The sequence below is a fragment of the Cypionkella sp. PAMC25878 genome (assembly GCF_058135695.1).
In genome coordinates this window covers 4,553,696-4,565,774 of record NZ_CM176871.1, presented here as the reverse complement: position 1 = coordinate 4,565,774, position 12,079 = coordinate 4,553,696, and the positions used below count along the sequence as shown (strand labels likewise).

The window sequence follows — 12,079 nt, the reverse complement described above, 5'->3', positions numbered from 1 at the left end:
CCTTCGCCCGAAAAACGGGCGGAAACCAGGAAGAGGTAAGAATGAAAAAATCCGTATTCTTCGGCGCACTTGCGGCCACCACGGTCCTTGCGGGCGCGGCATTTGCCGGCACGCTCGATGACGTGAAAGCGCGCGGCGAGCTGATCTGCGGCGCGAACGTCGGTCTGACCGGCTTCGGTGCCCCGGATGCAACCGGCGCTTACGTCGGCTTCGACGTTGATCTGTGCAAAGCCATTGCCGCTGCCGTTCTGGGCGACGCTGCCAAAGTGAAATACGTCCCCACCACCGGTGAGACCCGCTTCACCGCTCTGGCTTCCGGCGAAGTTGACGTTCTGGTGCGTAACTCGACCTGGACCTTCTCGCGCGACACCGACCTGAAGTTCGATTTCGTTGCGGTGAACTACTATGACGGCCAAGGCTTCATGGTGAAAAAAGAGCTGGGCGTGTCCTCGGCGAAAGAACTTGATGGCGCCACCGTCTGTATCCAGACCGGCACCACGACCGAGCTGAACTTGGCTGACTTCTTCAAAGCCAACAACATCTCCTACACCCCAGTCACCGTCGGCGACGACTCGGAAGCTTTGCGCCAGTATGACGCCGGTGCTTGCGACGCCTACACCACTGACGCCTCGGGCCTCGCTGCGTCGCGCGCTTCGCTGGCAAACCCGGCTGACCACATCATCCTGCCAGAAATTATCTCGAAAGAGCCGCTCGGCCCGGTCGTACGTCATGGCGACAACAACTGGGGCGATATCGTCCGTTGGACCTATTACGCGCTGCTCGAAGCTGAAGAAAAAGGCATCACCAAAGCCAATATCGACACCGTTGGCGCATCGACCACCGACCCGGAAGTCAAGCGTCTGCTTGGTCTTGAAGGCGACATGGGCGCGATGATGGGTCTCGACAAGGAATGGGCCAAGCGCGCCATCGCCGCGTCCGGCAACTACGGCGAGATCTTTGAAGCCAACATCGGCACCTCGACCCCAATCGGTCTGGCACGCGGCCTGAACGCATTGTGGACCCAAGGCGGTCTGCAATACGCTCCGCCGTTCCGGTAATCTGACCTGACCACTCGGGCGCGGGGAAATCCGCGCCCGTTTCACCTTGATCCGGCACATCACCTGACCGCAGGGGACCACCCCAAACGACCGGCAAAAGCCCGGCAGCGGCAGGGCAGGGGGAATACATATGACGCTCGCGACCGAGCCACCGAAAGCAAACTTTCGGTTGGGCATGCTGATTTACGACACCCGCTACCGCAGCTACACCATCCAAGTGATCGTTCTGATCCTGTTCGCGCTGGGTGTGGCGTGGTTGGCCAACAACACCATCGTGAACCTTGCGGCCAAGGACAAAGACATCAACTTTGGCTTCCTGTGGAACCGCGCAGGCTACGACATTGATCAACACCTGATCCCCTACACCAACGATGACACCCACTTCCGCGCCCTGCTGGTCGGGTTGTGCAACACCCTCGTCGTCGCCTTGGTCGGCTGTATCCTGTCGACCATCCTCGGCGTGATCATCGGCGTGCTGCGGCTCTCGAAAAACTGGCTCGTCGCCCGTTTGATGACCGTCTACATTGAGATCTTCCGCAACGTCCCTCTGCTGCTCTGGATCATCCTCGTCTATGTGGTGTTCTCAGAGACCCGGCCCGAGCCGAAAGCCTTCAAACTCGTCGAAGGCCAAACCTCTGCCGCGCATATGAATTTCTTCGACACCATCGCTGTGACCAACCGCGGCACCAACGTGCCCTTGCCGCTGCTGACCAATCCGCTGCCGACCGTGCATCTGGGCTTCATGCCGATCAGCCTGTCACTGATCGCCGTCATCGCGGTGGTTGCGGCCTCGATCTACGCCAATATCCTGCTGCGCCGCCGCACCAAAGTCATCCAAGAAGCCACCGGCATCCGCCCCACGATCTGGTGGAAATCCGTGCTGATCCTGTTCGTCCCGGTCGTAGCCCTGCTGTTCGCCATGGGCCTGCATTGGGAATATCCGGTGTTCAAAGGCTTCAACTTCAAGGGCGGCATCAACATCGCCCATTCCTTCACCGCTCTGACCATCGCGCTGACGCTCTACTACGCCTCGGTGATCGCCGAAACCGTCCGCGCTGGCATCCAAGCCATCAGCCGTGGCCAGTCCGAAGCCTCCGCTGCCCTCGGCATCCGCCCCGGTCGCACCATGAGCTTGGTGATCCTGCCGCAAGCCCTGCGGGTGATCATCCCGCCGCTGATCTCGCAATATCTCTCGCTGACCAAGGATACCTCGCTTGGCATTGCCGTCAGTTACCTCGATCTGCGCGGCACTTTGGGCGGCATCACCCTGAACCAGACCGGGCGAGAGCTAGAGTGTATGACCCTGATGATGTTGATCTATTTGATCATCAGCCTGATCATCTCTGCGGTGATGAACGCCTATAACGCCTCTGTCAAACTGAAGGAGCGTTAAGATGTCTCTCTCTTACATCCGCAAAGACATGCTTGCCCCGCAGGCCCCACCCATTTCGCAAAGCGGCGTAATCCGCTGGGTGCGTGAGAACCTGTTCAAGGGCCCATTCAACACCATCCTGACGTTGCTTGCGATCTGGACGCTCTATCAACTGATCGCCCTGTCATGGCCGTGGCTCGCCAATGGGGTATGGAGTGACGCCAACTCGATGGCCGATTGCCGCAAAATCGTCGCCGCAAGCGCGGGCCCCGATGCTTCGGGTGCCTGCTGGGCGATGATCCGTGAACGTTGGTCGCAGTTCATCTTCGGCTTCTACCCGCCCAGCCTGTGGTGGCGTCCGATCCTCGCCTTCGGTCTGCTGTTTGTCGCCCTCGCCCCGGTGCTGTACTCTGACAACAAAAGCGCGATGTCGAAACTCTGCGGCGTGGTCGGAGCCCTCACCGTGCTCTGCCTGATCGGCGCAGATGGCTTCTCGTTCCACACCGTGCTTGCCATCGCCCTAATGGCCGCCCTCGCCGCGATCAAACCGCGCCTGTTGCTGATCGTCACCCTGCTGTTCCCCTTCGTCGCGCTTTGGCTGCTCTGGGGCGGTTCGATCTGGGGCCCGATCACCGCCCTTTTGGGCTTCACCGTTATGGTCGTGATCTATGGCCTCGTAGCCCCCAAACTGGGGCCGGTGATGGGCGCCAGCATCGGCTTTATTGCCGCCTGCCTGTGGTGGTTGTTCCTGCAATCCTATGTGTCTGAGGCTTGGCAAGCGCTGCTTCCGTTCCAGCTCACCTACGTCAACTCCGACAAATTCGGTGGCTTCCTGTTGGCCTTCGTGATCGGCGTCTCATCGATCTCGATCTCGCTGCCCTTGGGCATCCTGCTCGCCCTCGGTCGCCGCTCTGACATGTTCCTCGTCAAAACCCTCTCGGTCGGCTTCATCGAATTCGTCCGCGGCGTGCCCTTGATCACCATGCTGTTCACCGCGTCGTTGCTGCTGCAATACTTCCTGCCGCCGCAAACCAAGTTCGACCTGATCCTGCGCGTCGTCATCCTCGTCACCATCTTCTCGGCCGCGTATAACGCCGAAGTGGTGCGCGGCGGCCTCGCCGCCCTGCCACGCGGCCAGTATGAAGCTGCCGACGCTTTGGGTCTGGATTACTGGCAGGCGCAGCGGCTGATCATCATGCCGCAAGCGCTGAAAATCTCGATCCCCGGCATCGTGTCGACCTTCATCGGCCTGTTCAAAGACACAACGCTGGTGTCCTTCGTCGGCCTCGCCGATCCGTTGCGCGGCATCACCACCATTGTGCGCGCCGACATCGCGTGGAAGGGCATCTACTGGGAGCCCTACATCTTCGTCGGCGCAATCTTCTTTATCGTCTGCTTCGGCATGTCCCGGTACTCGATGTATCTGGAGAACAAGCTGAAGACTGATCACCGCTAAATCAAGGACTTACATCATGGCAGACCCCGCAATCGACCGCAGCAAGATGCAAATCTCTGACGAGGTGGCAATTCAAATCACCAATATGAACAAGTGGTATGGCACCTTCCATGTGCTGCGCGACATCGACATGACGGTGAACAAGGGCGAACGTATCGTTATCTGCGGCCCCTCCGGCTCGGGTAAATCCACCCTGATCCGCTGCATCAACCGACTAGAGGAACACCAGCAGGGCCAGATCATCGTCGATGGCACCGAACTGACCTCAGACCTCAAGAACATCGACAAGGTGCGCTCGGAAGTCGGCATGGTGTTCCAGCACTTCAACCTGTTCCCGCATCTGACCATCCTTGAGAACCTGACGCTGGCCCCAATCTGGGTCCGCAAGGTGCCGAAAAAAGAAGCCGAAGAAACCGCGATGTATTTCCTGCATAAGGTGAAAATCCCCGAGCAGGCGCATAAATACCCCGGTCAACTCTCGGGCGGCCAACAACAGCGAGTCGCCATCGCGCGCTCACTCTGCATGAAACCCCGCATCATGCTGTTTGACGAGCCGACCTCGGCTTTGGACCCCGAGATGATCAAAGAGGTACTCGACACCATGATTTCGCTCGCCGAAGAAGGCATGACCATGCTCTGCGTCACCCACGAAATGGGTTTTGCGCAAGCTGTCGCCAACCGGGTGATCTTTATGGACCAAGGCCAAATCGTCGAGCAAAACGAGCCACGCGAGTTCTTCAACAACCCGCAGTCGGAACGCACCAAGCTGTTCCTGTCGCAGATTCTCGGGCACTGACACCACCCAACACAAACAAAAAGGCGCCCCTCCCTAGGCGCCTTTTTCGTTAACAATTCCTTATCGTCAAAACCTAACCGATTGATCTAGCAATAATCTCTAGGAGGTCCCAACTCGGGACCTCCCTAAACCACCATCTCGCGCGGGATAACAAAATCCACCGTCACGCCTTGGCCCAGTTCAATCTGATCCCAAGCATCGACCGCGAAATCAACGACCAGTGTCGCCCCCGTCGGATAGCGGCCAAACTCCGCATTCAGTGGGGCCTTCGCCACCAACTTCTCGGCAAACTCGGCAATCCCCGGATTGTGCCCGATCATCATCACCACATCCGCCTGCGCGTGCTTCAAAACCGCCAGCATCACATCCACCCCGGCGTGATACAGCGCGGGCTTCAACTCCATCAACGGAGTTGCAGGCAAAGCCGGTGCAATCCCCGACCAAGTCTGCCGAGTCCGCACGGCATCCGAGCACAAAACCTTCTGCGGCACATACCCGCGCGAGGCCAGCCACTGCCCCAAATCTGCCGCCGCCGCCTTCCCCCGTTCATTCAAAGGCCGGTCGTGGTCCGGCGTAAGTGGATCATCCCAAGCCGACTTGGCGTGGCGCGTCAAAATAAGGCGTTTCATGTGTGGAATGTTCCCATGTGATAAGCCGAGTGTTCTGCCAGTCTTGCATAGCCTTGTGACACCGGGCAAGCCCGTCGCACAGCGCAGCCGGAATTCATGCAATCCCCGCCACTTGGCCCGCTCAAATAGGCGCGACAGGCAGGCACATCATAGCCCGCCCCATCCAACGCCTTCACCGGACAAGCATCCAGACATGGCCGCGCACAGCCCTCGCAGGGCGACACCGCAACCGGAACTTCCACCCGCTGCTTCAAAGCCAGCGCCCCACGAAATGACACCATCAGGCCCTGTTCCGCCTGCACCAGCAATCGCACCGGGCTGTCCCACATCCGCCCGGTCCGCAAAGCCCATTGATAAAACGGATGATAGGGCGCGCCGCCAAACGGAAACAGCGCCTTCGCGCCCAGATCACACGCCATCCCACCAATCACGCGGCGCGACCAGCGATCAATCGGGTCCGGCTTACCCCACTCGGGCTGTGCCTTCACATGCGCCCAATACCCCGGCTCCGAAGGCCCGAGCAGCAGAACCGAGCGTGTGCCCGCAGGCAACCCAGCCTCATCCTCACAACAAAACCCGCCCAACACTGCCAGATGATGCCGCGCCGCCAAGTCCTCAATCGCGCTTAACGAAACGGCAGCCACAGGCTCCACCCCAATCGTGCCGGTTTCTCGTCTTGCCATTGTAGCCCCACCACCATGCCCTGATGCCCCGCCGCAGGTTGCGCCCGATAGGTGCGAAAGATCCTGTCCCAAACCGACAAGGCAAAGCCAAAATTGCTGTCATGCTCGGCCCGCACCACCGAATGATGCACCCGATGCATGTCTGGCGTCACCAAAACCAACCGCACCACTGCGTCCAACCACACAGGCAGCCGCAGATTGGCATGGGTGAACAACGCCATGCCATTGAGCAAAATCTCAAACAACACCACTGCCACCGCTTGCGGCCCCAAAGCATAGATCAACCCGATTTTTAGCCCCATCGAGGCCAAAATCTCCACCGGATGAAACCGCAAAGCCGTGGTCACATCCATATCGCGGTCGGCATGGTGCATCCGGTGAAACCGCCAGAAAAACGGCACCTTATGCGTCAACCAATGCTGCGCCCAAATCGCAAAATCCAACACGAGCAGAGCGATCAACACCTCAACCCACAGCGGCCACGCCACCCGGTTCAGCACACCCCAACCCATCGACCACGCATCCACTGCCGCGCCGACTGCCAGAAACGGCAAAGCCACCGACAGCGCCCGCAAAGCCAGCGTGTTCAACACCGTTATCGACAGATTGGTAAGCCAGCGCCGCCCGCGCTCCAGCACCCGCTTGCGTTTTGGCGCCAAAGCCTCCAGCCCGGCAAACACCACAAACAGGCTGAAAAACACCGACAAGCGCAGCATAACTTCATATTTCATCGCAGCCTCCGCTAAGCAGCCTAGGCTGACTAAAGATGAAGGCAAGCGCTTTCACATTGGCTGAAATACTCCCGCCGGAGGCTCTTTGGGTTGGCATCAGCAGCCTCCGGCGGGGGTATTTCAGCCAGTATGAAAGCCCTTAGCGCTTCACATGCGGCTTGACGCGCGGCGTGCTGGAGCGAATTTGCGAGCCTGCGCCGTGATCGGTGAACAGTTCCAACAGGCAGGCATTGGGAATCCGCCCGTCGAGAATCGTCACCGCCCGCGTCCCCGCCTCAATCGCCGCAAGCGCGGTTTCAGTTTTCGGGATCATCCCGCCCGAGATCACCCCATCCGCCGTCATTTGCCGGATTTCTTCCGGGGTGATCTGGGTCATCACCTCGCCTGCGGCGTTTTTCACCCCCGGCACATCGGTCAACAACAGCAACCGATCGGCCTGCAACGCCCCGGCAATCGCCCCCGCCGCGGTGTCGCCATTGACGTTGAACGTCTCATTATCTGCCATCCCGGTCGCCACCGGAGCGACCACGGGAATAATCCCCGCATTGTACAAATCGCGCAAAACCTGCACGTTCATCTCCACCGGACGGCCAACAAAGCCGAGTTCAGGATCATCGGCGACGCAAACCATCAGGTCATCATCCTTGCCGGAAATCCCCACCGCGCGTCCGCCCGCGTCCATGATCGCCTGTACGATGCGCTTGTTGACCAGACCCGACAGGACCATCTCAACGACCTGCACCGTCGCCTTGTCGGTCACCCGTTTGCCGCGCACGAATTCCGATTTGATGCCCAGTTTGGCCAGCATTTCGTTGATCATCGGCCCGCCGCCATGCACCACAACCGGGTTCACCCCAACCTGCCGCATCAGCACCACATCGCGGGCAAACTCTGCCATCGCGGCATCATCGCCCATCGCATTGCCGCCAAATTTCACCACCACCACCGCGCCCTCAAAGCGTTGCAGATAGGGCAGGGCCTCGGACAGCATCTTGGCGGTGTTGATCGCATCATTCATGGTCAGGGTCTGCTTTTGCATGGGGAAGACTCCAGGATTTTTTGCCTGATAGCCCCTTTAGCCCCCCCTGCCAAGCAAAGCTTTTGTGTCTGGGCAGAGGTTAATTTCCCGTAAACGGCCCCCCGCTAAGTGATTGAAATGATGTAAGCTGGACCAGTGTCCACACGCGGACAGGCTTGCAATCGCCCCGCAATGCCCTAGCTTGAGCCCCAGACAAGGAGGCCATGATGCCCGAGCAGAAAACCCTCGTCCTGACCGGAGCCAGCCGGGGAATCGGCCACGCCACCGTCAAACGTTTCGGGGCAGAAGGCTGGCGCGTGCTGACCTGCTCGCGCCACCCCTTCGATCCGCGCTGCCCGTGGCCGGGGGGAGAGGAGAACCACATCCAGATTGATCTGGCTGACCCCAACAAAACCATCGCCGCGATGGAGACGATCAAGGCTAAGCTGAACGGAAAACTCCACGCCCTCGTCAACAATGCCGGAATCTCTCCAAAAGGTGAGGGTGGCAAACGGCTGAACACCCTAGAGACCGATCTGCGGACATGGGGCCAAGTCTTCCACGTCAACTTCTTCGCAAGCGTGATCCTCGCCCGCGGCCTGCAAACCGAACTCGCCGCCGCAAAAGGTTCGGTGGTGAACGTCACTTCGATTGCGGGAAGCCGGGTGCATCCCTTCGCGGGTGCCGCCTATTCCACGTCGAAAGCCGCGCTGGCGGCGCTCACCCGCGAGATGGCCCACGATTTCGGTCCCCTCGGCGTGCGGGTCAACGCGATTGCTCCGGGAGAGGTGGAAACCGCGATCCTCTCCCCCGGGACCGATAAAATCGTAGATCAACTGCCGATGCGCCGCTTGGGTCAACCGAAAGAGGTTGCCGACGCGATCTGGTTTCTGTGTTCCGAGCAGTCGAGCTATATCTCCGGCACCGAGATCCAGATCAACGGCGGCCAGCACGTCTGAAACCGGAATTCGCGCGAATTCCGGCACGATTTCTGCGCAGAAATCGCCTGCCTATACCAGCGTCGCGATGATCGCCCGCAAAGTCTCAATACCATCGCCCTTTTCCGAACTGGTCACCACCAATTCCGGGTAAGCCGCAGCATGTTTCGCCAGCGCGCCTTTAACCTGCTCGATATTCGCGTCGCGCTCCGCCGCAGAAACCTTATCCATCTTGGTCATCACGACTTGAAACGTCACAGCCGAGCGGTCGAGCAGATCCATAATCTCCTCATCCACAGCCTTCACGCCATGCCTTGTGTCGATCAAAACAAACGCCCTGCGCAAAGTTTGCCGCCCCGCCAGATAGGCCTTCAGCAGTGCCTGCCATTTTGCGACAATCGGCTTCGGCGCCTCGGCATAGCCATAGCCGGGCAAATCGACCAGAAAACGGTTCATCTCGCCCAAGGCAAAATAGTTGATCTCTTGCGTCCGTCCCGGCGTGTTCGAGGCGCGAGCCAGGTTTTTACGGCCCGTCAAAGCATTGATCAGGCTGGATTTGCCGACATTCGAGCGGCCCGCAAAGCAGACCTCCAACCGATCTGGTTCGGGCAGACCCGACATTGCGACCACGCCTTTGACGAAATCAACCGGGCCTGCGAACAGTAAGCGGCCGGCCTCACGCGAGGGGAATTCCGGCTCGGGGGCCAAGGTGAACTCTAGGCTGCTCATGCCAATCTCCATTCATCGCCGACCGCAATCGGCCCGCTTTCCACAACCACAGCATAGACGCCGAAATCCTGATGGCCGAAATGCTGGTTCAACGCTTGCAGCGTCGGTGCGTTCGGGCGGCCAGTTTCAGGATCAACGGTGGTGGCACTGCACCGCTCAATGCGTTCTTCAACCCGCAACACCGCGCCGCCGATACGGATGTTCTGGCCAACCCAAGCCAATTCGGCCCAAGGGCCCGCCCCGTCGAGCCAAAGATTACCACGCCAGCGGTCTCTCGACAATTCAATCCCCATCCGCGCCGACAGATTTGCCAGTGAGGCGGTGGATAGGATCGACAGCGCGGGCAGGGCGGTATCCGTCATGCCGCGCCCGGCGGTCGCAATCGCTACTGGCTGCGCACGATCGGGCGGATTCAGCGGCGTCACCCAGTCCAGAAACCGAGGCAAATCGGCGGGATCATCCGGGCGAAAGCTGATCTCACCGCGCTCTGGATGGTTCAGGGTAACGGTCGCGGTCGCCTCATCCAAGCTGGAGGTGATCGCCATCAGCGCCGGAGCCTTCGCGCCCCGCGCGAAATTCACGCAGCGATTCCAACCGGGTACGAGTTTCGCCGCCTCATGCGCCACCGCCCAATGCCGATCCCAAGCCAGACACTCCCCCGCCAAAAGACGAACGGACGCGAGGGCTTCGCGTCCGTGTCCCTTGATCGGGTGGCGGCAAATTTGCGCCAGCCGTTTGGTCATTTCTTGGCGACCTCGACGGGCTTTTTCTTGCTAAAGCCGGATTTGATATTGCCGAAAATATCCGGTTTGTGACCGTGGCTGCGCATGATCAGATATTGCTGGGTGAAGGTAATGGTGTTGTTGGTGATCCAGTAAATCACCAGACCGCTGGCGAAACCGCCGAGCATGAACATGAACACGAACGGCATCCAAGCGAACAGCTGTTGCTGCACCGGATCGGCCGGGGCCGGGTTCAGTTTCTGTTGCAGCCACATCGTCACACCCAGCAGGATCGGCAGCACGCCGATGAAGATGGTTGCCAGCAAAGTGTGCGGCGTGGGGGCACCCCAAGGCAAAGCGCCGAACAGGTTGTAGATCGACGAGGTGTCGGGTGCGGAAAGGTCGCGGATCCAGCCGAAGAACGGCGATTGCCGTAATTCAATCGTGACGAAGATCACCTTATACAGCGAGAAGAAGATCGGAATCTGGATGAAGATCGGCAAACAGCCCGCAGCAGGGTTCACTTTACGCTCTTTATACAGCGCCATCATGTCCTTTTGCAGCTTTTGCTTATCGTCGCCTGCACGCTCTTTCAGCACCTCGAGTTCAGGCTGCAATTCCTTCATCCGCGCCATCGAGACGTAGGATTTATAGGCCAGCGGCAGCACAAGAAGTTTCAGGAAGAAGGTCAGCCCGATGATCGCAAGGCCCATGTTGCCGATCAGACCGTGCAGCCAATGCAGCACGAAGAAGATCGGTTTGGTCAGGAAGTAGAACCAGCCCCAGTCGATCGAATCGATGAAACCGGCGATGCCTGCCTTATCCTGATAGGCGCGAATGGTTTCCCATTCTTTCGCGCCCGCAAACATCCGGGTGGTGGTTTCCATGGTTGCACCGGGGGCAACCGTCATCAAAGGCTGGCGCACCTCGGCCTGATAGATGTCCGACCCGGGCAGATATTTCGCCACTGCGGTATAGGGTTTGCCTTGTTCGGGCACCAGAGTGGTCATCCAGTAGTGGTCGGTGAAGCCGATCCAACCATCCTTGGTGGCCTCGGTCACTTCGGCAGGGTAACCCTCACGTTCATTCGGGGTCATCGAGGCGAATTTAGAATATTTCAGTTCTTCAAGGCTGCCATCTGTGCGGCGCACCAGACCTTCGTGTACCACATAGATATTTTGCAGTTTCGGCAGGCCTTGGCGGACGATCTGGCCGTAGGAATACAGGTTTGCAGCCGCCGTTCCGGTGTTTTGCACCTGATCGGTCACAGAGAACATGAAATCCTCGTCCACCGCGATGGTGCGCAGGAATTTCAGGCCTTTGGTGTTTTCCCATTGCAGCGTCACCGGCTGACCCACCGACAAAGTGCCGCCTGCTGCGATTTTCCACTCGGTCGCAGCACCCGGCACGTCTTCGGCGGTCAAACCAACACCCGGCGCCCAGCCAAACACCGCGTAATAGGGCGTGGTCTGGCCGACAGGCGACAGCAGTTTGACGGTAGGCGAGTTTGGTTCAATCGTCTCATGGTAGGTTTTCAGTGACAGATCGTCGAACCGCCCGCCCAGCATCGAGATCGAGCCCGACAGTTTCGGGGTGTCGATGGTCAGCCGCGGCGCTTCCGGCAAAGGCTCGGTCGAGGCCACGGTGCCTGCCGGGGCCGCAGTGGCCGGAGCCTCGGGTGTCGCGGCAACCGGGGTCAGCGGCGCTTGGGTCTCAGCGGGAAACCATTGCGGAAAAAGCATCGGGCCTGCGACGAACCAACCAAGGATCACCAGAAAGCTAAGCACGGTTGCGAGGATGAGATTCTTGTTTTGATCGTCCATCGGGACAAGCACCATTCCTGTTCAGGGTCAGGCGTGGTTCAACGATAGGGGGGCGCAAAGGTCAAGCGGTTTTCCCCGACTCAAAGGGCTTCGCGCCGGGTTTGCCGCGCAATTCGCGGTGTGC

12 protein-coding genes are annotated in these 12,079 nt (G+C 59.4%); 5 read left to right on the top strand and 7 right to left on the bottom strand.

All coding sequences use genetic code 11. From position 1 onward, the window contains the following. Positions 1–41 precede the first annotated feature (41 nt). From ACS5RD_RS22750 to ACS5RD_RS22735, 4 genes are all read left to right on the top strand, one after another. Positions 42–1,058 carry an amino acid ABC transporter substrate-binding protein gene (locus ACS5RD_RS22750; RefSeq protein ID WP_054006351.1) on the top strand — a complete coding sequence of 339 codons (1,017 nt, stop codon included), beginning with the start codon at positions 42–44 and terminating at the stop codon, positions 1,056–1,058. Between the two features lie 130 nt (positions 1,059–1,188). Beyond that, on the top strand, positions 1,189–2,451 hold the full coding sequence (locus ACS5RD_RS22745; protein WP_489929262.1) for an amino acid ABC transporter permease: 1,263 nt from the start codon (positions 1,189–1,191) through the stop codon (positions 2,449–2,451). A 1-nt stretch (position 2,452) separates the two neighbouring features. Next, complete coding sequence (locus ACS5RD_RS22740) at positions 2,453–3,886, top strand: amino acid ABC transporter permease (RefSeq protein WP_489929261.1); 1,434 nt, start codon at positions 2,453–2,455, stop codon at positions 3,884–3,886. 16 nt (positions 3,887–3,902) lie between these two features. Continuing rightward, positions 3,903–4,682, top strand: a complete 780-nt coding sequence (locus ACS5RD_RS22735) for an amino acid ABC transporter ATP-binding protein (RefSeq protein ID WP_489929260.1) — start codon at positions 3,903–3,905, stop codon at positions 4,680–4,682. 125 nt (positions 4,683–4,807) lie between these two features. Here ACS5RD_RS22735 and ACS5RD_RS22730 read toward each other — a convergent pair whose 3' ends face one another. The 4 genes from ACS5RD_RS22730 to argB form a co-directional block, all read right to left on the bottom strand. Next, entirely contained in the window at positions 4,808–5,311 is a 504-nt protein-coding gene (locus ACS5RD_RS22730) for a SixA phosphatase family protein (protein ID WP_489929259.1), read from the bottom strand. Then, entirely contained in the window at positions 5,308–5,994 is a 687-nt protein-coding gene (locus ACS5RD_RS22725) for a ferredoxin (RefSeq protein WP_489929258.1), read from the bottom strand. Before ACS5RD_RS22725 ends, ACS5RD_RS22730 begins: the two co-directional genes overlap by 4 nt. After that, positions 5,937–6,725, bottom strand: a complete 789-nt coding sequence (locus ACS5RD_RS22720; protein WP_489929257.1) for a sterol desaturase family protein — start codon at positions 6,723–6,725, stop codon at positions 5,937–5,939. Before ACS5RD_RS22720 ends, ACS5RD_RS22725 begins: the two co-directional genes overlap by 58 nt. Positions 6,726–6,864: 139 nt before the next feature. Next, positions 6,865–7,764, bottom strand: a complete 900-nt coding sequence (gene argB / locus ACS5RD_RS22715) for an acetylglutamate kinase (RefSeq protein WP_489929256.1) — start codon at positions 7,762–7,764, stop codon at positions 6,865–6,867. A 206-nt stretch (positions 7,765–7,970) separates the two neighbouring features. Between argB and ACS5RD_RS22710 the strand changes: the two genes are divergently transcribed. Further along, a complete protein-coding gene (locus ACS5RD_RS22710) occupies positions 7,971–8,702 on the top strand; it encodes an SDR family NAD(P)-dependent oxidoreductase (protein ID WP_054006384.1) in 732 nt (243 codons plus the stop codon). A 51-nt stretch (positions 8,703–8,753) separates the two neighbouring features. Here the strand turns inward: ACS5RD_RS22710 and yihA are convergent, their stop codons facing one another. Genes yihA through yidC form a run of 3 tightly spaced genes read right to left on the bottom strand, consistent with a single transcriptional unit; the run spans position 8,754 to position 11,955 of the window. Next, positions 8,754–9,410 (bottom strand): ribosome biogenesis GTP-binding protein YihA/YsxC, encoded by a 657-nt coding sequence (gene yihA / locus ACS5RD_RS22705; protein WP_054006385.1) that lies wholly within the window; start codon positions 9,408–9,410, stop codon positions 8,754–8,756. Then, complete coding sequence (locus ACS5RD_RS22700; protein WP_489929255.1) at positions 9,407–10,153, bottom strand: MOSC domain-containing protein; 747 nt, start codon at positions 10,151–10,153, stop codon at positions 9,407–9,409. The genes yihA and ACS5RD_RS22700 overlap by 4 nt, the downstream gene beginning before the upstream one ends. Next, a complete protein-coding gene (yidC, locus tag ACS5RD_RS22695) occupies positions 10,150–11,955 on the bottom strand; it encodes a membrane protein insertase YidC (RefSeq protein WP_489929254.1) in 1,806 nt (601 codons plus the stop codon). The genes ACS5RD_RS22700 and yidC overlap by 4 nt, the downstream gene beginning before the upstream one ends. Between the last annotated feature and the right edge of the window lie 124 nt (positions 11,956–12,079).

Bases quoted from the DNA above. Each gene is read 5' to 3' on its own strand.
- ACS5RD_RS22750 (WP_054006351.1), top strand. From the start codon at position 42: ATGAAAAAATCCGTATTCTTCGGCGCACTTGCGGCCACCACGGTCCTT.
- ACS5RD_RS22745 (WP_489929262.1), top strand. From the start codon at position 1,189: ATGACGCTCGCGACCGAGCCACCGAAAGCAAACTTTCGGTTGGGCATG.
- ACS5RD_RS22740 (WP_489929261.1), top strand. From the start codon at position 2,453: ATGTCTCTCTCTTACATCCGCAAAGACATGCTTGCCCCGCAGGCCCCA.
- ACS5RD_RS22735 (WP_489929260.1), top strand. From the start codon at position 3,903: ATGGCAGACCCCGCAATCGACCGCAGCAAGATGCAAATCTCTGACGAG.
- ACS5RD_RS22730 (WP_489929259.1), bottom strand. From the start codon at position 5,311: ATGAAACGCCTTATTTTGACGCGCCACGCCAAGTCGGCTTGGGATGAT.
- ACS5RD_RS22725 (WP_489929258.1), bottom strand. From the start codon at position 5,994: ATGGCAAGACGAGAAACCGGCACGATTGGGGTGGAGCCTGTGGCTGCC.
- ACS5RD_RS22720 (WP_489929257.1), bottom strand. From the start codon at position 6,725: ATGAAATATGAAGTTATGCTGCGCTTGTCGGTGTTTTTCAGCCTGTTT.
- argB (WP_489929256.1), bottom strand. From the start codon at position 7,764: ATGCAAAAGCAGACCCTGACCATGAATGATGCGATCAACACCGCCAAG.
- ACS5RD_RS22710 (WP_054006384.1), top strand. From the start codon at position 7,971: ATGCCCGAGCAGAAAACCCTCGTCCTGACCGGAGCCAGCCGGGGAATC.
- yihA (WP_054006385.1), bottom strand. From the start codon at position 9,410: ATGAGCAGCCTAGAGTTCACCTTGGCCCCCGAGCCGGAATTCCCCTCG.
- ACS5RD_RS22700 (WP_489929255.1), bottom strand. From the start codon at position 10,153: ATGACCAAACGGCTGGCGCAAATTTGCCGCCACCCGATCAAGGGACAC.
- yidC (WP_489929254.1), bottom strand. From the start codon at position 11,955: ATGGACGATCAAAACAAGAATCTCATCCTCGCAACCGTGCTTAGCTTT.